Origin of the sequence: Niallia circulans, assembly GCF_003726095.1 — a bacterium.
GTDB classification, from domain to species: domain Bacteria; phylum Bacillota; class Bacilli; order Bacillales; family Cytobacillaceae; genus Niallia; species Niallia circulans_A.
Map to the genome: position 1 here is coordinate 4,109,085 of NZ_CP026031.1, position 23,921 is coordinate 4,133,005.

The window sequence follows — 23,921 nt, forward strand, 5'->3', positions numbered from 1 at the left end:
GCCGCTTATCTTTGGTCGAAACTAAGTTAAGTTAGAAAGGGCGCACGGTGGATGCCTTGGCACTAGGAGCCGATGAAGGACGGGATTAACACCGATATGCTTTGGGGAGCTGTAAGTAAGCTTTGATCCAGAGATTTCCGAATGGGGAAACCCTCTATCCGTAATGGGATAGAATCTTTACCTGAATACATAGGGTACTGAAGGCAGACCCGGGGAACTGAAACATCTAAGTACCCGGAGGAAGAGAAAGCAAACGCGATTCCCTGAGTAGCGGCGAGCGAAACGGGATTAGCCCAAACCAAGAGGCTTGCCTCTTGGGGTTGTAGGACACTCTATATGGAGTTACAAAGGAACGGGGTAGACGAATCGATCTGGAAAGGTCAGTCGTAGAAGGTAAAAACCCTGTAGTCGAAACTTCGTTCCCTCTTGAGTGTATCCTGAGTACGGCGGGACACGAGAAATCCCGTCGGAAGCAGGGAGGACCATCTCCCAAGGCTAAATACTCCCTAGTGACCGATAGTGAACCAGTACCGTGAGGGAAAGGTGAAAAGCACCCCGGAAGGGGAGTGAAATAGATCCTGAAACCGTGTGCCTACAAGTAGTTAGAGCCCTTTTATGGGTGATAGCGTGCCTTTTGTAGAATGAACCGGCGAGTTACGATTACATGCGAGGTTAAGTTGAAGAGACGGAGCCGCAGCGAAAGCGAGTCTGAATAGGGCGAAATAGTATGTGGTTGTAGACCCGAAACCAGGTGATCTACCCATGTCCAGGGTGAAGTCCAGGTAACACTGGATGGAGGCCCGAACCCACGCACGTTGAAAAGTGCGGGGATGAGGTGTGGGTAGCGGAGAAATTCCAATCGAACTTGGAGATAGCTGGTTCTCTCCGAAATAGCTTTAGGGCTAGCCTCAAGATTTAGAGTATTGGAGGTAGAGCACTGTTTGGACTAGGGGCCCCCATCGGGTTACCGAATTCAGACAAACTCCGAATGCCAAATACTTATTCTTGGGAGTCAGACTACGAGTGATAAGATCCGTGGTCAAGAGGGAAACAGCCCAGACCACCAGCTAAGGTCCCAAAGTATACGTTAAGTGGAAAAGGATGTGGAGTTGCTTAGACAACCAGGATGTTGGCTTAGAAGCAGCCACCATTTAAAGAGTGCGTAATAGCTCACTGGTCGAGTGACTCTGCGCCGAAAATGTACCGGGGCTAAACGTATCACCGAAGCTGTGGATTGACATCTTTGATGTCAGTGGTAGGAGAGCGTTCTAAGGGCGTTGAAGCTAGACCGTAAGGACTGGTGGAGCGCTTAGAAGTGAGAATGCCGGTATGAGTAGCGAAAGATGAGTGAGAATCTCATCCACCGAATGCCTAAGGTTTCCTGAGGAAGGCTCGTCCGCTCAGGGTTAGTCGGGACCTAAGCCGAGGCTGAAAAGCGTAGGCGATGGACAACAGGTTGATATTCCTGTACCACCTTTAAATCGTTTGAGCAATGGGGGGACGCAGGAGGATAAGGTAAGCGTGCTGTTGGATTAGCACGTCCAAGCAGTTAGGCTGGTAATGAGGCAAATCCCATTACCACATAAGCGGAGCTGTGACGGCGAGGGAAATATAGTACCGAAGTTCCTGATTCCACACTGCCAAGAAAAGCCTCTAGCGAGATTTAGGGTGCCCGTACCGCAAACCGACACAGGTAGGCGAGGAGAGAATCCTAAGGTGAGCGAGAGAACTCTCGTTAAGGAACTCGGCAAAATGACCCCGTAACTTCGGGAGAAGGGGTGCTCTTGCGGGTGCAAGCCTGCGAGAGCCGCAGTGAATAGGCCCAGGCGACTGTTTAGCAAAAACACAGGTCTCTGCGAAGCCGCAAGGCGAAGTATAGGGGCTGACACCTGCCCGGTGCTGGAAGGTTAAGAGGAGGGGTTAGCACGTTAGTGCGAAGCTCTGAATTGAAGCCCCAGTAAACGGCGGCCGTAACTATAACGGTCCTAAGGTAGCGAAATTCCTTGTCGGGTAAGTTCCGACCCGCACGAAAGGTGTAACGATCTGGGCACTGTCTCAACGAGAGACTCGGTGAAATTATAGTACCTGTGAAGATGCAGGTTACCCGCGACAGGACGGAAAGACCCCGTGGAGCTTTACTGCAGCCTGATATTGAATTTTGGTACAGCTTGTACAGGATAGGTAGGAGCCTTGGAAGCCGGAGCGCTAGCTTCGGTGGAGGCATTGGTGGGATACTACCCTGGCTGTATTGACATTCTAACCCGCACCCCTGATCGGGGTGGGAGACAGTGTCAGGTGGGCAGTTTGACTGGGGCGGTCGCCTCCTAAAAAGTAACGGAGGCGCCCAAAGGTTCCCTCAGAATGGTTGGAAATCATTCGTAGAGTGTAAAGGCACAAGGGAGCTTGACTGCGAGACCTACAAGTCGAGCAGGGACGAAAGTCGGGCTTAGTGATCCGGTGGTTCCGCATGGAAGGGCCATCGCTCAACGGATAAAAGCTACCCCGGGGATAACAGGCTTATCTCCCCCAAGAGTCCACATCGACGGGGAGGTTTGGCACCTCGATGTCGGCTCATCGCATCCTGGGGCTGTAGTCGGTCCCAAGGGTTGGGCTGTTCGCCCATTAAAGCGGTACGCGAGCTGGGTTCAGAACGTCGTGAGACAGTTCGGTCCCTATCCGTCGTGGGCGTAGGAAATTTGAGAGGAGCTGTCCTTAGTACGAGAGGACCGGGATGGACGCACCGCTGGTGTACCAGTTGTCTTGCCAAAGGCATCGCTGGGTAGCTATGTGCGGAAGGGATAAGTGCTGAAAGCATCTAAGCATGAAGCCCCCCTCAAGATGAGATTTCCCATAGCGTAAGCTAGTAAGATCCCTGAAAGATGATCAGGTTGATAGGTCAGAGGTGGAAGCGTGGCGACATGTGGAGCTGACTGATACTAATAGATCGAGGACTTAACTAAAATGAAAAGCGGAAATGCCTGTTTATGGCGTTGGAGCTGGACAATATGATTACTCATTCTTTCTTTACTTCATAATCTAGTTTTCAGGGAATAATTTTTCGAAATTACACTTGAAAAAATATCTAAAACATGTATAATAATACATGTCTGATAAAATAAGTCTGGTGGCGATAGCGAGAAGGTCACACCCGTTCCCATACCGAACACGGAAGTTAAGCTTCTCAGCGCCGATGGTAGTTGGGGGTTCTCCCCCTGTGAGAGTAGGACGTCGCCAGGCATACCATTATTCCGCAGTAGCTCAGTGGTAGAGCATTCGGCTGTTAACCGAACGGTCGTAGGTTCGAGTCCTACCTGCGGAGCCATTATTTTTAATTATATGTTAGCCAAAGTGCTTCCATAGCTCAGCAGGTAGAGCACTTCCATGGTAAGGAAGAGGTCACCGGTTCGAGCCCGGTTGGAAGCTTACGAAAATAAATACGGCCCATTGGTCAAGCGGTTAAGACACCGCCCTTTCACGGCGGTAACACGGGTTCGAATCCCGTATGGGTCACCATTTGGAGGATTAGCTCAGCTGGGAGAGCATCTGCCTTACAAGCAGAGGGTCGGCGGTTCGATCCCGTCATCCTCCACCATTAATTTTTAAAAGTTTATAAATTTATTGCCGGTTTAGCTCAATTGGTAGAGCAACTGACTTGTAATCAGTAGGTTGGGGGTTCAAGTCCTCTAGCCGGCACCACTTTTTTAATTGTCATTAGTTTGAATATCGGAGGGGTAGCGAAGTGGCTAAACGCGGCGGACTGTAAATCCGCTCCTTCGGGTTCGGCGGTTCGAATCCGTCCCCCTCCACCATTTATCATTGGACAATATTAATTATATGTCCTTTTTATATTTTTGGGCTATAGCCAAGCGGTAAGGCAACGGACTTTGACTCCGTCATTCGTTGGTTCGAATCCAGCTAGCCCAGCCAACGAGCCATTAGCTCAGTCGGTAGAGCATCTGACTTTTAATCAGAGGGTCGGAGGTTCGAATCCTCCATGGCTCATCTTTAAACCAAACACGATTGTGTTTGGTTTTTTTGTGCTTTTAAACATGGCATTCTTGTTATTTCCCCTTGAGGATTTATAGCATATTCGCATATATATACATAAAGATGTTGAGTTGAGTCATTGTTTCGGGAGAAGGTACAATAAAAGAAAAATATAGCTGGAGAGATGGGGAGGATTTTCATGAGAAAGCTGACTATTATTGGAATGCCGATGGATCTTGGACAAATGCGCAGAGGGGTAGATATGGGGCCAAGTGCAATCCGCTATGCAGGTGTTTTTGAAAGATTATCAAAGCTATTTTCTTCTATTGAAGATTGGGGAGATATATCAGTAGGAAGACCAGAAACCATAATAGATGTTCAAAGCAATCTTAGAAATCTTCACTTAATAGCAGAAAAAAATCTAATGCTTGCAGAAATGGTTGATAAGATCATTCAATCAAAGTCATTTCCTCTTATATTAGGCGGAGACCATAGTATAGCAATTGGGACACTTGCTGGAGTATCTAAGCATTACACAAATTTAGGGGTCATTTGGTATGATGCACATGGAGATTTAAATACGGCAGAAACCTCTCCATCAGGGAATATTCATGGCATGCCACTGGCTGTAAGTTTAGGATATGGGCATGAGCTATTGACCAATATATTAGGAGCCTCTCCTAAAATAAAACCAGAGCATGTAGTTATAATAGGGGCTAGATCTTTGGATGAAGGTGAGCGCAGGCTTATAAAAGAATTAGGAATCAAGGTTTTTACTATGCATGAAATTGATCGACTAGGAATGACGAAGGTGATGGAGAGTACGATTGATTACTTAAAGGAAAAAACAGATGGGGTACACTTGTCTCTGGACTTAGATGGATTAGATCCAAATGATGCACCAGGAGTTGGAACACCAGTTCCTGGGGGAATAAGTTATAGGGAGAGTCATTTAGCTATGGAAATGTTAGCGGAATCAGGACTTATTACTTCCGCTGAATTTGTAGAAGTTAACCCGATATTAGATGAAAGAAACAAGACTGCCTTATTAGCTGTAGCATTAATGGGTTCCCTATTTGGAGAAAAATTACTATAAAATTAAAAAAGGTAACAAAGCTAAAAAGCAGGCATGGATGTGCACTGCTTTTCATATGATAATTGGATTGGAAGTCAGGACAAAAACAATCCTTATTATTTTACAGATAGCTGACTACATATTTTTTCATATTTATTTAATAACAAATCTAATTTTGTACTTATGTCAACAACTTTTGGGTGCGAAAAAGAAGTGTTGTTTGCCAAATAGATCATCATTTCACGATGTTCTTCAATGTCTTTTAATAATTTTCTATCACTCATTTGCTTCACCCTCTATATGTTTTTATAATTTCTTCCTAATCTATATAGCCGTAGTAAATTCAAATGTTGCTTGTCTTGATTTTAGCATATTATTACTTTTTTTATAACCAATTCTAAAAATTTTAAACATTATGTGGCATTATTTGTTAAAATAAGAATGAGTATCCTAAAAAAGATAGATGTGCATAATAGGGAGATTTTTCACTACATATAAGTGAGAATATTATTTTTTTATACATAATAAAAAATTTTTAAAGAAAAAATGAAACCTTTCCTGCTGTCGATTCGTAAATCGATTAGCCGCACTAGAGCGGAGGTAAATAGATGGAAGCATTAGTAAAAAAAAGGATTCAACAAGTTTTAAAAGGGGATAAAAATGCATTTGGTGACATAATCGAACTATATAAAGATAAAGTGTTTCAAATTTGTTATCGGATGTTGGGGAATAGGCATGAAGCAGAGGATATAGCACAAGAGGCTTTTATTCGTGCATATGTGAATGTTCATCGCTATAATATGGAATATAAGTTTTCAACATGGCTATATCGTATTGCGACAAACCTATGCATTGACCGTATAAGAAAGAGGAAACCAGATTATTATCTTGATGCAGAGGTTCCAGGAACAGACGGCTTAAATATGTACTCACAAATTTCCTCGGATGGAAAATTGCCTGAGGAGGATGTAGAGAGTATGGAGCTACAAGCAATGATACAAAGGGAAATCTCCAAACTTCCTGAAAAGTATCGAGCAGTCATCGTTTTAAAATATATCGAAGAACTTTCTTTGAATGAGATAAGTGAAATTCTGGAGCTTCCTTTAGGAACAGTTAAAACGCGTATTCACAGGGGAAGAGAAGCGTTGAGAAAACAATTACGGTATGTCTGATAAAGAAGGTGAAAATAATATGACTTGTTCAACAAAGATTATTACCTATATGCATCAATATCTTGATGAAGAAATAGAAGAAGAGAATTTAAAAGAATTAAAAAAGCATTTAGATCAGTGTGAAGAATGTGCAACTCATTTTCATGAATTGAAAAAAACTATTGCGCTGGTCCAAAGTACGTCTCACATCCAAGCTCCAATGAACTTTGCAGAAAATATACTAGCTAAATTGCCGGAAGAAAAGAAGCAAGTAAGAGTGAAACGATGGCTTCGTCACCATCCTATGCTTGCTGCTGCTTCCCTTTTCCTTATATTAATGATATCGAGTCTAATGTCGTCATGGAATGAGGACCATCAGTTTTCTGTTTCGAAACAGCCAAATATAATAGTAGAAAATAATACCGCTATTGTGCCAGAGGGAGAGACAGTAAAAGGTGATGTGATCGTTCGTAATGGAGATATTAAAATAGAGGGACAAGTTGAAGGGAATGTAACAGTAATCAATGGTAAGAAGTATATGGCTTCTGCTAACCAAGTAACCGGTGATATTAAAGAGGTAAATGAAATATTTGATTGGTTATGGTACCATATAAAGAAAACTGTAACGGATATTACAGGGGTATTTAGTGATGAGGATAATACCCAAAAAAATAGCCTTCCTGCAATTTAATTTTAAATTGCAGGTTTTTTTATTTAGTTTTATATGTATTTTTCTTTCGAGTAAAAATAGGGCTTAAATACAATCGAGACACATATACTAGTGATATGGACAATCTAATTGTTTTCAAGATTGTTGGTTATGCTTTTCTTTGTATTAATTGGAATTGTGTTATAATATGATAATTGTAGGTTTTCTCCTGACATATTTGAGTTAGGGAAAAATCTTCTAAAGCGTCACTTTTGAAATATATACTTTGGAGGAAGGAAAATGTCGTTTGCAGATTTCCCTTTTTTAAAATATTTAGCGAATACAGTAGACATTATCCTTGTTTGGTATGTCATTTATAAGATTATTACAATTATCCGCGGGACAAAAGCGGTACAATTGTTGAATGGAATATTTGTTATTTTAATTATTAAAATGTTAAGTGAATATTTCCAACTACAAACATTAAGCTGGATGATGCAGCAGGTAATACAGTGGGGTGCTTTAGCCCTTATTATTATTTTCCAGGGAGAATTAAGAAGAGCTCTCGAACAATTGGGGCGAGGGAAGTTTTTTTCACGATCCGTTGTTCAGGAACATGAACTCCAAGCCCAGTTAGTGGAATCGATTGTAAAAGCAGTAGACTATATGGCTAAACGAAGAATTGGTGCGTTAATCACAATTGAAAGAGAAACAGGAATGAGTGATTACATAGAAACAGGTATTGCGCTTGATTCAAAGATATCTGCAGAGCTATTAATTAATATTTTTATTCCGAATACTCCACTGCATGATGGAGCCGTTATTATACAAAAAACAAATATTGCCGCAGCCGCATGTTACCTTCCTCTATCGGAAAGTCCCTTTATTTCAAAAGAGCTGGGAACTAGACATAGAGCGGCACTGGGCATTAGTGAAGTAACAGACAGCTTAACCGTCGTTGTTTCAGAGGAAACGGGTGCAATCTCGATAACGAAAAACGGTGATTTGCACAGAGAATTAAAATTAGATGCATTTAGAGAAATGTTATCTAGTGCCTTGATAACACCTTCTACCAAACAAACCACGTCAAGTAAGTGGAGCTGGAAGGGGAAGAAAAATGAGTAAATTGTTTAATAATGTAATAGGGAAAAATTGGTTTACAAAAGTTTTATCCTTAGCTTTTGCTCTTTTACTTTTTTCCTATGCATATGATCCCAATGAAAGTTCAACAGATGTAAATGTTCCAGGTGATTCAGAAACCGTTATTTTAGAGGATATCCCAGTAACAGCCTATTATGATACTGAAAATGTAGTTGTTACAGGGATACCGAAAACTGTTACCGTTACTTTAAGAGGTCCAACGGTTCATATACAGCAGGCTAAATTGAAAAAGGATTTTGAGGTATATGTGAATTTAGCAAATGCTAATTTAGGAAGTAAGACCGTTCCCCTTCAAATAAAGGACTTATCTGATAAAATTAAGGCATCGATTGATCCTGAAACGATAAAAGTCACGGTAAAAGAAAAGGTTACTCAAGAATTTAATGTAGAAGCAGAATTTAGCAGTAACGCTCTTGCGAAAGGATACGCTGCTGGAACACCGAAAATTGAGCCGAAAACAGTTAAGGTTACAGGAGCAAAAGATGAGATTGAAAAAATTGCCTATGTAAAGGCAAATGTAAATCTTGATGGAAATACAAATGAGGCTGTAAGCCAACAGGCGAAGGTTTCTGTATTGGATGGTAGTTTAAATAAATTAAATGTGCAAGTGGAACCAGAAATAGTAGAAGTGAATATTCCTGTAAAAAGAACGAGTAAAACAGTACCTATAAAAATAGTGGAACAAGGTAAGCCAAAGGATGGTATAACCATTGACTCGATAACTTTGGATAAAAAGGAAGCAACTATCACTGGTCCAGAAGATGTTTTAAAAGATGTGGAAAGCACAAGAGTTGAAGTTGACCTAAGTAAAATAGAAAAAGATGAAGAATTAACATTACCTGTCATTATATCCAATGGGGTAACATCTGTTGATCCAGAGCTTGTAAAGGTTACAGTAAAGGTAACAGCCGCCCAGCAAGAGCAAGAACAAGAACAGAAAGAGGATGATGAGCAGGCGAATCAGGATTCAGAGGAAGCTGTGACGACAGAAAAAACAGAAACAAGAACGTTAAGCAATGTACCTATTACTATTAAAGGTTTAAATAGCGATTTAGAGGCAACCATTGCTAAACCTAAAAGTAGTAGTACAAGTCTTCGGATTTCTGGGGAGCAAAATAGGGTAAGGGAATTAAGTGTCTCTGATTTTAATCTCTATATAGATTTAACAGGAATGGATGATGGGGAGCACGAAGTCCCTATTAAAGTAAATGGACCTGACAATATAGATTGGGAACTAGCTACAAATACGGCGAGTGTGTCTATTACAAATAAAGAGGCTTAACATAAAACGTGATCTATACTAGTTAGAAGGAGCGATATAGAAATGGGTAAATATTTCGGTACGGACGGAGTACGAGGTGTGGCAAATAGTGAACTAACACCAGAAATAGCGTTTAAGCTAGGAAGATATGGTGGTTTCGTCCTAACAAAAGACCACGACAGACCAAAGGTATTAATCGGACGAGATACTCGTATTTCCGGACATATGCTGGAAGGAGCGCTTGTAGCAGGATTGCTTTCCATTGGTGCAGAAGTAATGCGCTTAGGTGTTATCTCTACACCAGGTGTATCCTATTTAACTAAGGCATTAGGAGCACAGGCGGGAGTAATGATTTCTGCATCGCATAACCCGGTCGCAGATAATGGGATTAAATTTTTTGGTCCTGATGGTTTTAAACTATCGGATGAGCAAGAGTTAGAAATTGAAGCACTGATTGATCAAGCAGAAGATACGTTACCTAGACCAACGGGTGCAGATCTTGGTCAGGTTGATGACTATTTTGAAGGTGGTCAAAAGTATCTGCAGTTCTTAAAACAAACAGTGGATGAGGAATTTGCAGGCATTCACATTGCATTAGATTGTGCACATGGAGCAACTTCTTCCTTAGCAATGCATTTGTTTGCAGATTTAGATGCGGATATTTCTACAATGGGCGCATCACCGAATGGATTAAATATTAATGATGGCGTAGGTTCTACACACCCTGAGGCACTTTCTAAATTTGTCCTAGAAAAAGAAGCAGATGTTGGGTTAGCCTTTGACGGTGATGGTGATCGTTTGATTGCTATTGATGAAAATGGGGATATCGTGGACGGCGATCAAATTATGTATATATGTGCAAAATACTTAAAAGAAACAGCAAGACTCAAAAACAATACAGTTGTTTCTACTGTCATGAGTAATTTAGGCTTCTATAAAGCACTAGAACAACACGAAATTACGAGCATTCCAACTGCTGTTGGAGACCGTTATGTAGTCGAAGAAATGCGTAATAATGGCTATAACCTTGGTGGAGAACAGTCAGGACATATTATCTTCCTTGACTACAATACAACAGGTGACGGTCTTTTAACTGGGCTGCAATTAGTTAATATTATGAAAGTAACAAAGAAAAAGCTATCGGAGCTTGCAGGAGAAATGAAGAAATTTCCGCAAAAATTAGTGAATATTAGAGTGACAGATAAATTTCATGTAACAGATAATGAAAAAGTAAAAGAAGTAATTGCAAAAGTAGAACAAGATATGAACGGAAATGGAAGAATTTTAGTTCGTCCTTCTGGAACCGAGCCACTTGTACGTGTAATGGCGGAGGCTCCAACAGAGGAATTATGTGAAGCTTATGTGAATGTTATTTCCGAAGTTGTTAAAGAGGAAATGGGTTTACCAGAAGAATAAGCTTAAACACATAAGGAACTCATATTAATATCTATGCAATTAGGAACAAAATTAGCACGATAGAATACATTAATAGGGTGAAAGACATTTCGAAGGAATGTTTTTCACCCTATTAATTTTTCCGCTTTTCGTGTCGGGAATGGATCCTACCTCAGTTAATGAAATAAAAATTTACGATTTTGTCATAGGATTGTATTTGACGGAACGATTCTAGGTAGGGTATGATTAAATTGCTTTTTGAATAAAGCAAACCTGTTGATAAGGAGGATAGGGATTATTATAGGAAATTGAAGCGCCTGGACTAGTAATGGACGACACGAAACTAGTTGACGAGGAGGAGGTTTATCGATTTTTCGGCGGATGCCTCCCGGTTGTATTAGCCAATCGTAAGTCATACTTTAAAACATTAAGGTAACTTAATGCACAAAGAGTAGGGCAAGCTAAAATCATAAGCGTAATCTTTAAGTTGTATTATCTACAGCCTTTGTTTTCATCTGTCTTTAGGCAGTACAAAAGATGCAGTATATTACAGCTTATAACCAAAAAAACAGAGATAAGGGAGCAAGTTTGTTCCCTAAAAGTGACTTCTTGCTCCCTTAGAACGGAGGAAAAGAAGTATGTGCGGAATTGTTGGTTATATTGGAAACCAGGATGCGAAAGAGATTTTATTAAAAGGTTTAGAGAAACTAGAATATAGAGGCTATGACTCAGCTGGTATTGCATTAAGCAATGGAGAGGGAGTTCAAGTTTTTAAAGAAAAAGGACGAATTGCTGACCTACGCAGTATTGTGGACGAAGAAGTATTTGCACCTGCTGGAATTGGTCATACACGCTGGGCAACCCATGGTGTGCCAAGCAGATTAAATGCGCACCCACATAAAAGTGCATCAGAACGCTTTACAATTGTTCATAATGGTGTCATTGAGAACTATGACTTATTAAAGAAAGAATACCTTGCTGATGTTACTTTGAAAAGTGATACAGATACAGAAGTCGTTGTTCAACTTATTGAACATTTTGTAGAAGCCGGAAGCGATGTAAAGGCAGCATTTGTTCAAACACTAAAATTATTAAAAGGGTCTTATGCGTTTGCCTTATTAGATGAGCAAAACAAAGACATGATATATGTAGCAAAAAATAAAAGCCCATTATTGATAGGATTAGGGGAAAGCTTCAATGTTATCGCAAGTGATGCAATGGCTATGCTTCAAGTAACTGATCAATATGTGGAATTAGTAGATAAAGAAATTGTGATCGTGACAAAAGACGAGGTAACCATTGAAACATTAGAGGGAGAGATTATTTCCCGGGAAGCATATACGGCAGAACTAGATGCTAGTGATATTGAAAAAGGAACATATCCTCATTATATGCTAAAAGAAATTGACGAACAGCCAGTAGCTATTCGCAAAATTATTCAGGAATATCAAGACAAAGATGGAAAGTTGACAATTGATCCAGCGATCATTGAAGCGGTGAAAGCTGCCGATCGACTGTACATTGTAGCTGCTGGTACATCTTATCATGCCGGTCTTCTTGGGAAGCAATTTATTGAGAAATTAGCAAAAATCCCTGTAGAGGTTCATGTGGCAAGTGAGTTCGGCTACAATATGCCGCTGCTTTCTGAAAAACCACTGTTCATTTTCATTACACAAAGTGGAGAAACTGCAGATAGCCGTGCTGTGCTTGTGCAAGTGAAGGAAATGGGTTATCCAACTCTAACTATCACAAATGTACCAGGCTCCACATTGTCTCGTGAAGCTGACCACACCTTATTATTGTATGCTGGTCCGGAAATTGCAGTAGCTTCTACTAAAGCTTATACTTCGCAAATGGCTGTATTGTCTATCCTTGCAGAAGTAACAGCAAGAAACAAAGGCTACCAGATAGATTTTGATCTTATTCATGAATTAGGTATCATTGCCAATGCCATGGAAGGCGTTTTTGAAGATAAAGAAGAGCTAGAGGCTATTGCTCGAGAATATCTGGAAACATCAAGAAATGCTTTCTATATCGGGCGCGGCATTGATTACTATGTTGGCCTTGAAGGTTCTTTAAAGCTAAAAGAAATCTCTTACATCCAAGCAGAAGGATTCGCAGGTGGAGAATTAAAGCATGGAACAATTGCTTTAATTGAAGATGGAACACCTATTATCGCATTAGCAACACAAGAGAGTGTTAACTTAAGCATACGTGGTAACGTGAAAGAGGTAGTAGCTCGTGGAGCAAACCCGTGCATCATTTCGATGAAAGGCTTAGAAATGGATGGCGACCGCTACATCGTACCAGCTGTGCACGATCTGTTAACACCCCTTATCTCTGTAGTACCATTACAATTAATTGCTTACTATGCAGCACTTCATAGAGGCTGCGACGTAGATAAACCACGTAACTTGGCTAAGAGTGTTACGGTGGAATGATTTATTTTGTAGTTCCTTATGAAAATGTCCGTAAGGAAAAAAGTTGTTCACAAGGAAAAAAGTCGTTCACAAGGAAAAAAGTTATTCATAAGAGAAAAAATCATTCACATGAAATGACCATTTAATTAAAAAAACTGAGCTTAGAAGGCATTGCCGTTCTAATGCTCAGTTTTTTATTAGTTAAATGTTATCCTAAATTTTTAAACAATCCTGCCTAATCTTGTTCCGCCTCCGCTATTGCAATTTGGGCATCCTGTTGAGAAAAAGCCATGATTTGCACAAACTTCACAAAAGGTCTTATTGCAGTCATAACATTTATAGACTTCTACATCCTCTTCGTTACAACCACAGTTCATACACATTGCAAATGTTGATGCCATAAAAAGCCCCTTTCTCCATATGTTTTTATTTGTAATTCATTTATATCCAAAAAGGTTCTTCAATTAATACTTTAAATGCTTCAAAGCTTCCATTAAATTATTAATTTCTACTTTCACAAGTAGCTAGTAAGGTTCTTGCATATGCATCAGCATAATTTCTAACCCATTTCTTATTAATAAGAAAAAGCCAAATTACCAGCAGCACAATAGAAAGACTAACAGAGACCCAGAATTTAAAAGGTACACTTAATACGGATATCCCGTATTTTTGATAAATGCCAAAGACATTTAGCCCAATAGAAAGAATACAAACAAATATTCCAATAACCTTTATACCATAGGTGTTTCTTGCAAAACCATAATTTGCGTTATCTACATGAAGAATTGGATAAATCGTTTTATCACGTGTGTTTTCTCTCAACCAAGCAACCGCAGAATTATAGTTGATATCGTAATATTCTTGGTCCTCAAGTTCCTCTTCCTGGGTCGGCATCTTTATATTAGGAACTTTCTCTTTTAAAAAATTATGATACCTCTCCTTTGTTAGTGGGTCTAGTGTTGGGTCTGTATGCCTTAACATTATAGTTGTTGGAAAGCCTCCCCACTCTTTTAATAGCCTTTTTTGTTTCTTAAACCCCATATTTCTGCTCACTTTCGAAAAGACAAAAAGGATAATAATAATGCCTGCTAAAGTGAACGTTGTATTTAAGGCATCCAGTAAGTTTGGATACCATAGGATTGTAGACAGGCATAGTGGAAGTAATGTCAAAATGGCTGGAGATATCCGAGCTTTTAGTTCATATGGGTCAAATAAATTTTGTATAACCTCCATACTGATTATTCCTCCACTTCGTCATAGAATGGCAATGGTACGGATTTACTCCATCCTTTGCGGTCAGGCATATTTGAAGAGCGACGAATGGTTTGCCCATTGGTAGCATAAACATTTGCCCCCCTGCGTTTAAAAGCATTCGATACTGAGCGTCTAGGATAATTCTCCGCACCTTTTGAAGTTGATACGTAAGCTTGTTTTGTTGCAGGAGCACCCTCCATAATAATGGGTCCCACAATTTTATCTAACACACTCGGCGAAATGTTATGACGAGACCCATGATGAGGGACTTGAATAACTGTACAACCTTTGAGGTCTATACCCGATGATTCAGCATAGTCCACAGATTTATTCAATGCTCTGACACCAGCATCTCCTGTTAAGAGAACCCCAGTGTTATTTAGTATCGAATGAAGTATGACGCTGCTTTCATTTCTCTCGGAGGTCGAGACATCTTCCTTTAATGTTTCCTCCGACCAGGTTTCTTTTAAATAATTTATTACCTTTTTGATAGCACTTCGAGTAGCTTCTTGTAGTGAACGTAGTAATTCAAACGCCTCATTAGCTTTAGTTTCTGGCATCCCAGGGAAATATGGAAGCAGTTCATTTAAGTACCACTCTTTGTTCGGAGAAAGAACAGTAAACTCACCGATTTTATCCCCTTCAAATGGCTCATTAATCCTTATTTCTTTCTCCAGTGCTAATTCATAAAGACAATAAGCTGCGTTTAGATTTTCCTTTATCCGTTCCGAAAGGCTATTATCAGTAATTCTTCCATCTTTGAATAATTCGCGGATGGTTGTTGAATGTTCCCAAGGAAGATGCATCCATAATTCACCAACTTCTAAATTTTCCAAGACAACAGTTAATCCTGATGCGTGGTCCTTATCAGGGTGAGTATTAACAACATAATCCACAAATGAAGTTCCGTAGTAAGTTTGAATATGATTCACAAGTTTTTCGCCGGAATCTTTCGTTCCTCCATCTATCACCATTACCTTGTAATCGCCAGGATACCCATATCGAATAGCGATAGCATCCCCATTCTTGCTGTTTTCCCCCACTGGTAAAAATTCAATTTCAAAACCAAATTTTTCTGTCATGATTTTCCCCCTCGGAAATTATTGGAATGATTAATACTGTGTCCATTATAATACTCATTATTTAGTATTTCAATACCAAATTTGACGAATTAAAATACCTGTGTTAAAATCAATTTGTAAATGCCGCATGTTTACATTATTTTTAATAGATATACAATGGTATATCTTTGATTTTTGGATAATGATATTACTTAGAAAGGAGGCGCAAAGATGAATTCCTTAATTGAGAATTTTTGGAATATATTGTTTAGACGTGATATTATTAAGAAAGAGGAATTATTAAGAGAAGCAATCCGTGTTATTAAAACGAAACAATTAGCTGATAAGCAAGGAAAAGAATTTAGTGAATCAGATAAAGAAGCTCTGTTTCAGTTCATGAAGGAGAATACTGAAGAAAAAAAATTAGGGTTCTTTCCGGGGGACAGAGATTTATTTGCGGAATTATTTTTTGCGGGTAAGAATGTACATATTATAGAGTTTGCAATTGAGACGTACAAGAATGATTATACAGGTACTATTTTGTCACCTAAGTATCTAACTTTATTTTTGAAGGATTACTTTAATAGAGAAAATGTAAATAGTGTTTTAATTAATGAGGCAGAGAAATTCCTAGTTGGGCTAGAAGAAATAATAAATGAATCAATTGATAAAACGATTACATTAACAACTTCTAATTATTTAATGTATGAATTGCTCAAGCAGGCTTTCCAATTAAACAAAAATATAGAGGTTCATCATGCATCTTTGTACCTACCATTAGAATTTGAAAATAAATTTGATTTAGTTTTGTCCCTTCCATCATTTGGAGGAAAGATTAACGATGTTAAATCCTTTATGTCTAATGATACTTCTTCGATTGCATTAGAAAACCAATTGAGTTTATTAAAAGAAGAGGGGCTATTGATTGAAATAGTACCTGCAAGTTTTACGTTCTCTAGTAATACATCGGTTATAAGGAAGTGGATATCAGACAATTTTAGTATAAATTCTATCTTAGCCATACCCGAAGGTACTTTTCGTCCTTTTACCGGTATAAAAACCTACCTATTAACAATAAAAAAGGGATTAAAAGAGGAATCTATTCAAATTGGGAAACTAAAGCTGAACGATGGAACATTGATAAGAGATGAAATGAAATCAATTTGTAACAATGACCTCGAAATATACGAAGATTGGCGAATTGAATTAATTTTGGCTAAAGATAGAAGCGAGATAAAAAAATTTAGAGAGTCTGAATTACCAAAAGTGAAGTTAAAAGAGGTAGCAGAAGTATTTCGAGGCAAGTCAATTATGAAGAACGACTTAATGCCAGGGGATATATTTGTCTTAAACATATCAAATATCGAAGATGGTCAAATCTCACTTAATGAAATGGAAACGATTAATGAGGATGAGCGTAAGGTTAAACGGTACGAACTTATAGAAAATGATTTAGTTATGACTTGCCGTGGTACAGTAAACAAAGTTGCAGTATTTAAGGAGAAAAGTAAAAAGGTAATTGCTTCTGCTAATATTATTGTTATCAGATTTAAGGAAAATGTCCTAAGTGATTATGTTAAAATATTCCTAGAAAGCCCTATTGGAATAGAGTTAATTAAAACCTTCCAAAGAGGCACAACTGTAATGAATATAAATCCTAAAGATATTAGCGAATTAGAGATACCTATGGTGGATTATAATAGGCAACTTGAAATTGTTAATAAGTATCAAAATGAACTAGACCTTTATCAAGAATCAGTTAAGAAAGCTACTGATAGATGGGAATCACAAAAGAGTTCTATATATAACAGCTTGGTATAAAGAAAGGAGAACAAATAATGTCAAAAACAGCCGCAAATATAGGTTATGAAGAACGTTTATGGACAATGGCAGATAAATTACGAGGGAGCATGGATGCTGCTGAGTATAAGCATGTGGTACTTGGCTTATTATTTTTAAAATATGTATCTGATGCTTTTGAAGAAGAATATGAGAAACTTTCCAAGGAAGATTATGCAGACCCTGAAGACCGTGATGAATATTTAGCTTCAAACGTGTTCTGGGTTCCAAAAGAAGCAAGATGGTCCTTTATAAAAGAAAATGCAAAAAAACCAGAAATTGGACAAATAATCGATGGTGCAATGGTTGCGATAGAGAAAGAGAATAAGACACTAAAAGGTGTTCTTCCAAAGGATTATGCACGCCCATCATTAGATAAGACCAGATTGGGTGAGGTTATTGACCTATTTTCTTTTAAAGTTGGAGATAAAGAGAGTCGTTCAAATGACGTTCTAGGTAGAGTATACGAGTATTTCCTAAGTAAATTTGCCAGTGCAGAAGGAAAAAATGGTGGTGAATTCTATACACCTCATTCTGTAGTTAAATTGCTTGTTGAAATGATTCAACCATATAGAGGAAGGATTTATGACCCATGCTGTGGCTCAGGCGGAATGTTTGTTCAAAGTGAAAAGTTCGTTGAATCACATCAAGGGAAAATTGGTGATATTGCCGTTTATGGACAAGAATCAAATCATACAACTTGGAGATTAGCAAAGATGAATCTTGCTATTCGAGGAATAGATAATAATTTAGGTGACCATAATGCGGACACTTTTCATAATGATTTACATAAAGGATTGAAAGCTGATTTTATTTTAGCTAACCCCCCATTTAATATAAGTGATTGGGGTGGAGAACGAATATTAGAAGATGTACGATGGGCTTTTGGAACACCACCGGCTGGAAACGCGAACTATGCTTGGATACAACACATTATATCAAAACTTGCTCCAAGTGGAGTTGCTGGCTTTGTTTTGGCGAATGGGTCATTATCAGCTAGTACAACAAGTGAGTCAGATATCCGCAGAAATATAATTAATGCGGATTTAGTAGATGCGATAGTAGCCTTACCTGGACAACTTTTTTACTCGACTCAAATTCCGGTATCTCTATGGATAATTTCTAAAAATAAGGCAACAAAAGGATTTAGACATAGAAAAGGGGAAATCTTGTTTATTGATGCTAAAAATTTCGGTAATTTAGTAGACCGAAAACATAAAGAGTTAAGTAATGAAGAAATATTAGAAATTGCTAATATTTATAATTCCTGGAGAAAAGAATCTTCAGATTATCAAGATATTAAAGGACTTTGCAAGTCAGCAAAAATAGATGAAGTAAGGGAACATGAGTATATCCTTAATCCAGGGCGTTATGTAGGTGTTGAGGAATTGAGTGAAGACAGCGAGGAATACGAACTCGAGGTAACAAGACTTACTGAAGAAATAGCAGAATACTTTGCTAAATCAAAAAAATTAGAGGAAGAAATAAAAAGAAACCTCGGAGTGATTGGTTATGACATATAGTGGTTGGGATTCAGTTGAATTAGAGGAGTTAATTGAAATAAAACATGGTTATGCCTTCAAAGGGGATTATTTCTCGGAAGATGAAACTAATAACATCTTATTAACTCCTGGAAATTTTAAAGTAGGGGGGGGGTTTTCCTTCTCTAAGTTTAAATACTATGAAGAAGACCAGGATTTTCCTGAAGAATATGTATTAAAGGAAAAAGATTTAATTGTTACTATGACAGATTTAAGTAAGGAAGGGGATACTTTGGGGTATCCTGCATTAGTCCCGAAAATTAAAGGAAAAAGGTTGCTGCATAACCAAAGGTTGGGCAAAGTTGTAATAAAAAATAATCAAAAAATTGATAAATTATTTTTATTCTATTTAATGTGTAGTAAGGAATATAGGGATGAGATATTAGCCTCTGCTACAGGTTCAACAGTAAAGCATACTGCTCCAAAGAGAATACTTAAATTTAAATTTGTATTGCCACCTTTAAAAGTTCAACAGAAAATTGGTAAATTTCTATATTCTCTTGACGCTAAGATAGAGATAAATAATAAATTGAATAATAAGTTAGAACGCCTAGCCAGTACGATTTATAATAAAACATTTCTATACTTTGGTTCTTATAATGAAGATGAAATAATTGAAAACGATTATGGAAAAGTACCATTGGATTGGCATGTAAAAACAATTGAAGAAATTACTTCAACTATTATTGATTATCGGGGTAAAACCCCTAAGAAATTGGGGTCAGATTGGTCATCTGAGGGTATTCTTGCTCTTTCTGCAAAAATAATAAAAAATAATAGATTGGTTAATTTATCCAATTCAAAATTTGTTAGTGAAGAACTTTATGAAAAGTGGATGAAGGAGGAACTTGAAGCCAAGGATATTATTTTGACTTCAGAAGCACCCTTGGGGGAGCTTTACTATATTGCAGAATTTGAAAAATACTGTTTAAGCCAGCGTGTCTATTGTTTAAGAGCCAACCCTAAATTAATTCATCCGGCAATCCTTTTTATGCATTTAATGAATCCTATTGTAAAACAGGATATCCAAAGTAGAGCAACTGGTTCAACTGTTACTGGAATACGTCAATCAGAACTTAGGAAGGTAAAAGTTTTAGTACCTCCAAAGACCCAACAGGAGGAAATTGGGAATCTATTAGACAGTTTATTGACAAAGGTAAATTTGCTTCAAAAGGAAAATATTGCAACTTGGAATCTAAGGAATAAATTGGTGACTAAATTAGTAACAGGTCAAATTGATATTTGACAAAATCCAAGGGGGTGAAAGTGTGTACAATTTTTCGGAAGATGAACTTGAACAAGCAACTCTTGAATGGTTTGAAGAAATTGGCTACGAGAAACTATATGGTCCTGAAATCTCTCCGGGTGGAGATTATCCAGAACGTGAAGACTATAGTGATGTTATTCTAGACGAACGTTTAAAAAGTGCGCTTTCCCGTATCAACAAGAATTTACCCATTGATGCTATAGAGGAAGCATTTCGTAAAATTAAAATCCCACAAAGTCCAAGCTTGTTAATGAACAACAAGGAATATCAAAAAATGATTACTGATGGAATTGATGTTGAATATAGAACTTATGAAGGTGAGTTCAGGACAGAGAAGGTTTGGTTGTTCGACTTTAATGAGGACATAAACAATGACTATGCTGTAGTTAACCAGCTAACAATTATAGAAAACGGAGTGGATAAGAGACCTGATGTAGTTGTTTATATAAACGGAATACCAATTGCTGTCTTTGAACTAAAAAGTACATCGAATGAAGATGTAGGTATCAGCGAAGCATTTAATCAACTTCAGACTTATAAAAAAACAATTTCATCCCTATTTACTTATAACTCAATTATGGTAATTAGCGATGGTTTGAACGCAAGGGCTGGTACCTTAACTTCAGACGAAGAACGTTTTATGATGTGGAGAACAATAGAGGGGGATGATATTGCTCCTCCTGCCATACCACAACTGGAAGTATTAATTAAGGGCATGTTTGATAAGAGATGGCTTCTTGATATTATGAAACACTTTGTTTTGTTTCAGTCAGATGGTGAAAAAACAATTAAGATATTAGCAGGATATCATCAATATCATGCAACTAATAAAGCAATTGAAAGTACAAAACGAGCAGCATCCGAACAGGGTGATAGGAAAATCGGGGTTATTTGGCATACACAAGGGTCAGGTAAGAGCCTATCAATGGTCTTTTACACTGGTAAGTTAGTTCTTGATTTTAATAACCCAACTGTAGTTGTAATAACAGATAGAAATGATTTGGACGACCAGTTATACGCAACTTACAGTAAATCTAAAGACTTACTTCGGCAGACACCAAAGCAAGCTGAAGATAGAGCGCACTTAAGGGAATTGCTCCAAGTTGAATCTGGGGGTATTGTTTTTACAACAATCCATAAGTTTGCTCCAGAAGAAGGAAATGATATTCAACCGGTTCTTACTGATAGAAAGAATGTCATTGTAATCGCTGACGAAGCACATCGCAGTCAATATGGCTTCGGTGCTGATGTAACGACAGATAAAGATAATGATGGAGCTGGTATAAAGTATGGCTACGCTAAGTATATGAGGGATGCGTTGCCCAATGCTTCTTATATAGGATTTACAGGAACACCAGTTGAGCTTACTGACAAAAATACACCAGCAGTGTTTGGTGATTATATTGATATTTACGATATGACTAGAGCAGTTGAAGACGGGACTACAGTAAAAATCTTCTATGAAAGCCGAATTGCAAAAATTGAATTGTCAGATGAGGAACGTACTCAAATTGATGAAATTTATGATGAAATTACGGAATATCAGGAAACCTCTCAGCGGGAAAAACTAAAATCAAAATGGTCTCGTCTTGAAGCTTTAGCTGGTTCTGAGAAAAGACTTAAACTAATTGCTAAAGATTTCGTAAAACATTATGAAAAGCGACAAGAAGCAATGTTTGGTAAGTCTATGGTTGTAGTGATGTCGCGCCGCATAGCCATTGATTTGTATAAAGAAATTGTTGCCCTTAGACCAGAATGGCACAGTGAAAATGATGATGAAGGTGTCATTAAAATTGTAATGACCGGTTCATCCAGCGACCCTGAAGAATGGCAACCGTATATCGGTAATAAGCGCCGCAGGGAACATCTTGCAAGACGAATGAAGGATAATAATGACCCGCTAAAAATAGTTATAGTTCGCGATATGTGGTTAACAGGTTTCGATGTTCCTTCAATGAACACGATGTATATAGATAAGCCAATGAAAGGGCATAACCTAATGCAAGCCATTGCGCGTGTAAACCGAGTGTTCCGGGATAAACCAGGTGGTTTGATTGTAGATTATATCGGTATTGCTGATTCATTAAAATCTGCATTAAGTCAATATACTGAAAGCGACCGAAAAACAGCAGGTATCGATACAGATGTAGCTGTAGATATAATGCTAGAAAAATACGATTTAATCGCAGATTTGTTACATGGTCATGATTATAGCAAGTTTAAAACTGGTAAAGCAACTGATAGAATGCAAGCCATTGTTGAAACAGTTGACTTTATTCTTGGTCTTGGTGAGCAGTCTAAGAAGGATTTTATTAAGTATGTCACCGAAATGGCTAAAGCATATGCATTATGTACCACTGAACCAGAAGCAGAAAGGTTGAATATTGAGTTAGGATTCTTTAAGGCGGTAAAATCAGGATTGATTAAGATAATTAATCCTGAAAATAAAAAGCGAAAAACTGCAAAGCAGCTTGATACTCAACTTAATCAGTTAATTTCTAGGTCAATCATCTCTGAAGAAGTTGTTGATATTTTAGGTGCAGTAGGTCTAAATAAACCTAACATTGCAATTCTATCAGATGAATTTTTGGAAGAAGTTAAGGGTTTAAAACAAAAGAACTTGGCAGTTGAGTTACTAAACAGATTATTGAACGGAAAAGTAAAAGCTGTCGCTAGAAGAAATTACGTTCAGTCAAAGAAGTTCTCAGAAATGTTGGAGCAATCGATTGATAAGTACAACAAACGAGCAATTGAAACCACAAAAATTATCGAAGAACTAATTGGATTAGCTAAAGAAATGAACGAAGCACATAAACGCGGTGCAGGCACAGATATGATTGAAGAAGAAGTTGCATTCTATGATGCATTGGCTGCCAATGATACGGCGGTACAAGTTATGGGTGATGTTGTATTAAAACAAATTGCTCATGAATTGACTTTCTCAATAAAAAACAATATGAACATAGATTGGAGCTTGCGAGAAAGTGTACGAGCGAAGATGAGGGTAGCGGTAAAAAGACTATTAAAGAAATATGGGTACCCACCAGATATGCAAAAGCTAGCAATTGAAACTGTTATGAAACAAGCTGAATTAATGGCTGGCAATGAAGTCTTAACGCTAACCGAAGATAGTGAGTCCTAATTTGTATAATTTAAAAATGGAGCCAAAGGGCAGAAGAAATAGAACTTTCTTCTGCTTTTTTATTTACCTTCTGTTTTTCATTTAACGTTTTTCAAGCTTCTAAAAACTAATTGTTGATAGAAAATCATAACGGATTTGAAGTCATCCCACATATTCTTGTTTTGGTTAATATCTTTTGGAGTGATATTTAACTCTACATCCCTTCTCATTAATATTCTAAGTCTTTGATGAATTAGGTAAGGATTTAAAATGTTTTTGAAAAACTCATCGGATAGTAAAGAATGATTGTTTGTTTCAAAGAATAATTCCTCATTAATTTTTTCTTCAGATAGATTGACATTAATCCCCCAGCATATTTTATCAGACTCGGTGCTAAAAGAGCTCCCAAATACAATTGTTTGGTCCCCTAAATGAAGAACAACATCTAAATTGTGTTTAAAGTTATTTTTTTTAGGTGGCGTTACCAGTTCTGCTATTTCTATATCTAACGCTTGTGCAATGCTTAAAATCAATTTAAAGGTAGCATCCCTTTTACCTGTTTCAATTTGACTTATACTTGAAACGCTTGAATTACTTTTTCTAGCTAATTCATTAACGGTAAGTCCCTTTACTTTTCTGAATTTCCTTATATTTTCCCCAAGATAACTCATCAAATTTCCACCTATTACTTTTTATTTTATTCTATAGCAATTTCTATATATAGTAAATATAATTTACT

16 protein-coding genes, 8 tRNA genes and 2 rRNA genes are annotated in these 23,921 nt (G+C 37.9%); 21 read left to right on the forward strand and 5 right to left on the reverse strand.

The genetic code is table 11. The features are described from left to right. The first annotated feature begins 24 nt into the window (after nucleotides 1–24). From C2I06_RS19735 to rocF, 11 genes are all read left to right on the forward strand, one after another. Nucleotides 25–2,960: ribosomal RNA gene (locus C2I06_RS19735) — 23S ribosomal RNA — on the forward strand. 160 nt (nucleotides 2,961–3,120) lie between these two features. Further along, nucleotides 3,121–3,237, forward strand: a 5S ribosomal RNA gene (gene rrf / locus C2I06_RS19740). 10 nt (nucleotides 3,238–3,247) lie between these two features. Further along, nucleotides 3,248–3,322 (forward strand) — tRNA-Asn (locus C2I06_RS19745). A gap of 28 nt (nucleotides 3,323–3,350) precedes the next feature. Continuing rightward, nucleotides 3,351–3,423 (forward strand) — tRNA-Thr (locus C2I06_RS19750). Nucleotides 3,424–3,438: 15 nt separating this feature from the next. Beyond that, nucleotides 3,439–3,513, forward strand: a tRNA-Glu gene (locus C2I06_RS19755). Between the two features lie 3 nt (nucleotides 3,514–3,516). After that, nucleotides 3,517–3,592, forward strand: a tRNA-Val gene (locus C2I06_RS19760). Nucleotides 3,593–3,620: 28 nt separating this feature from the next. Beyond that, a tRNA-Thr gene (locus C2I06_RS19765) sits at nucleotides 3,621–3,696 on the forward strand. Nucleotides 3,697–3,725: 29 nt separating this feature from the next. Next, nucleotides 3,726–3,809 (forward strand) — tRNA-Tyr (locus C2I06_RS19770). A gap of 43 nt (nucleotides 3,810–3,852) precedes the next feature. After that, a tRNA-Gln gene (locus C2I06_RS19775) sits at nucleotides 3,853–3,927 on the forward strand. A gap of 2 nt (nucleotides 3,928–3,929) precedes the next feature. Beyond that, nucleotides 3,930–4,002 (forward strand) — tRNA-Lys (locus C2I06_RS19780). 184 nt (nucleotides 4,003–4,186) lie between these two features. Continuing rightward, on the forward strand, nucleotides 4,187–5,083 hold the full coding sequence (gene rocF, locus C2I06_RS19785) for an arginase (protein WP_123258683.1): 897 nt from the start codon (nucleotides 4,187–4,189) through the stop codon (nucleotides 5,081–5,083). Between the two features lie 95 nt (nucleotides 5,084–5,178). On the opposite strand, the gene C2I06_RS19790 is transcribed toward rocF, so the two are convergent. Then, a complete protein-coding gene (locus C2I06_RS19790; protein ID WP_095331404.1) occupies nucleotides 5,179–5,346 on the reverse strand; it encodes an aspartyl-phosphate phosphatase Spo0E family protein in 168 nt (55 codons plus the stop codon). Nucleotides 5,347–5,670: 324 nt separating this feature from the next. Between C2I06_RS19790 and sigW the strand changes: the two genes are divergently transcribed. The 6 genes from sigW to glmS all read left to right on the forward strand — a co-directional run bounded on the left by sigW (nucleotide 5,671) and on the right by glmS (nucleotide 13,120). After that, nucleotides 5,671–6,234 carry an RNA polymerase sigma factor SigW gene (sigW, locus tag C2I06_RS19795; RefSeq protein WP_047943945.1) on the forward strand — a complete coding sequence of 188 codons (564 nt, stop codon included), beginning with the start codon at nucleotides 5,671–5,673 and terminating at the stop codon, nucleotides 6,232–6,234. A gap of 19 nt (nucleotides 6,235–6,253) precedes the next feature. Further along, nucleotides 6,254–6,904, forward strand: coding sequence for an anti-sigma factor family protein (locus C2I06_RS19800; RefSeq protein ID WP_095331408.1), 651 nt, complete (start codon nucleotides 6,254–6,256; stop codon nucleotides 6,902–6,904). A 258-nt stretch (nucleotides 6,905–7,162) separates the two neighbouring features. Beyond that, a complete protein-coding gene (gene cdaA / locus C2I06_RS19805) occupies nucleotides 7,163–7,987 on the forward strand; it encodes a diadenylate cyclase CdaA (RefSeq protein WP_095331402.1) in 825 nt (274 codons plus the stop codon). Beyond that, nucleotides 7,980–9,305, forward strand: coding sequence for a CdaR family protein (locus C2I06_RS19810; RefSeq protein WP_095331400.1), 1,326 nt, complete (start codon nucleotides 7,980–7,982; stop codon nucleotides 9,303–9,305). Before cdaA ends, C2I06_RS19810 begins: the two co-directional genes overlap by 8 nt. A 42-nt stretch (nucleotides 9,306–9,347) precedes the next feature. Then, nucleotides 9,348–10,700 (forward strand): phosphoglucosamine mutase, encoded by a 1,353-nt coding sequence (gene glmM / locus C2I06_RS19815; RefSeq protein ID WP_095331398.1) that lies wholly within the window; start codon nucleotides 9,348–9,350, stop codon nucleotides 10,698–10,700. Nucleotides 10,701–11,317: 617 nt separating this feature from the next. Further along, nucleotides 11,318–13,120, forward strand: a complete 1,803-nt coding sequence (gene glmS, locus C2I06_RS19820) for a glutamine--fructose-6-phosphate transaminase (isomerizing) (RefSeq protein WP_123258684.1) — start codon at nucleotides 11,318–11,320, stop codon at nucleotides 13,118–13,120. A 200-nt stretch (nucleotides 13,121–13,320) separates the two neighbouring features. Here glmS and C2I06_RS25175 read toward each other — a convergent pair whose 3' ends face one another. The 3 genes from C2I06_RS25175 to C2I06_RS19830 all read right to left on the reverse strand — a co-directional run bounded on the left by C2I06_RS25175 (nucleotide 13,321) and on the right by C2I06_RS19830 (nucleotide 15,435). Next, nucleotides 13,321–13,500: a hypothetical protein gene (locus C2I06_RS25175; protein ID WP_164463742.1), complete on the reverse strand. Its 180-nt coding sequence runs from the start codon at nucleotides 13,498–13,500 to the stop codon at nucleotides 13,321–13,323. A gap of 100 nt (nucleotides 13,501–13,600) precedes the next feature. After that, nucleotides 13,601–14,332, reverse strand: a complete 732-nt coding sequence (locus C2I06_RS19825) for a hypothetical protein (RefSeq protein ID WP_123258685.1) — start codon at nucleotides 14,330–14,332, stop codon at nucleotides 13,601–13,603. Between the two features lie 5 nt (nucleotides 14,333–14,337). Further along, nucleotides 14,338–15,435, reverse strand: a complete 1,098-nt coding sequence (locus C2I06_RS19830; RefSeq protein WP_123258686.1) for a ComEC/Rec2 family competence protein — start codon at nucleotides 15,433–15,435, stop codon at nucleotides 14,338–14,340. A gap of 210 nt (nucleotides 15,436–15,645) precedes the next feature. Here C2I06_RS19830 and C2I06_RS25595 point away from each other — a divergent pair, with 210 nt between their 5' ends. The 4 genes from C2I06_RS25595 to C2I06_RS19850 are packed head-to-tail and all read left to right on the forward strand — an operon-like array spanning nucleotide 15,646 to nucleotide 23,203. Beyond that, nucleotides 15,646–17,235: a restriction endonuclease subunit S gene (locus tag C2I06_RS25595; RefSeq protein WP_123258687.1), complete on the forward strand. Its 1,590-nt coding sequence runs from the start codon at nucleotides 15,646–15,648 to the stop codon at nucleotides 17,233–17,235. A 17-nt stretch (nucleotides 17,236–17,252) separates the two neighbouring features. Further along, nucleotides 17,253–18,776 (forward strand): class I SAM-dependent DNA methyltransferase, encoded by a 1,524-nt coding sequence (locus tag C2I06_RS19840; RefSeq protein ID WP_123258688.1) that lies wholly within the window; start codon nucleotides 17,253–17,255, stop codon nucleotides 18,774–18,776. Further along, the gene (locus C2I06_RS25325) at nucleotides 18,766–20,040 is read left to right on the forward strand and encodes a restriction endonuclease subunit S (RefSeq protein WP_206427979.1); all 1,275 of its coding nucleotides are present in this window, start codon (nucleotides 18,766–18,768) and stop codon (nucleotides 20,038–20,040) included. The genes C2I06_RS19840 and C2I06_RS25325 overlap by 11 nt, the downstream gene beginning before the upstream one ends. A 22-nt stretch (nucleotides 20,041–20,062) precedes the next feature. Then, nucleotides 20,063–23,203 carry a type I restriction endonuclease subunit R gene (locus tag C2I06_RS19850; protein WP_123258689.1) on the forward strand — a complete coding sequence of 1,047 codons (3,141 nt, stop codon included), beginning with the start codon at nucleotides 20,063–20,065 and terminating at the stop codon, nucleotides 23,201–23,203. 77 nt (nucleotides 23,204–23,280) lie between these two features. Here C2I06_RS19850 and C2I06_RS19855 read toward each other — a convergent pair whose 3' ends face one another. Next, nucleotides 23,281–23,853 carry a helix-turn-helix domain-containing protein gene (locus C2I06_RS19855; RefSeq protein WP_123258690.1) on the reverse strand — a complete coding sequence of 191 codons (573 nt, stop codon included), beginning with the start codon at nucleotides 23,851–23,853 and terminating at the stop codon, nucleotides 23,281–23,283. Nucleotides 23,854–23,921: the final 68 nt, after the last annotated feature.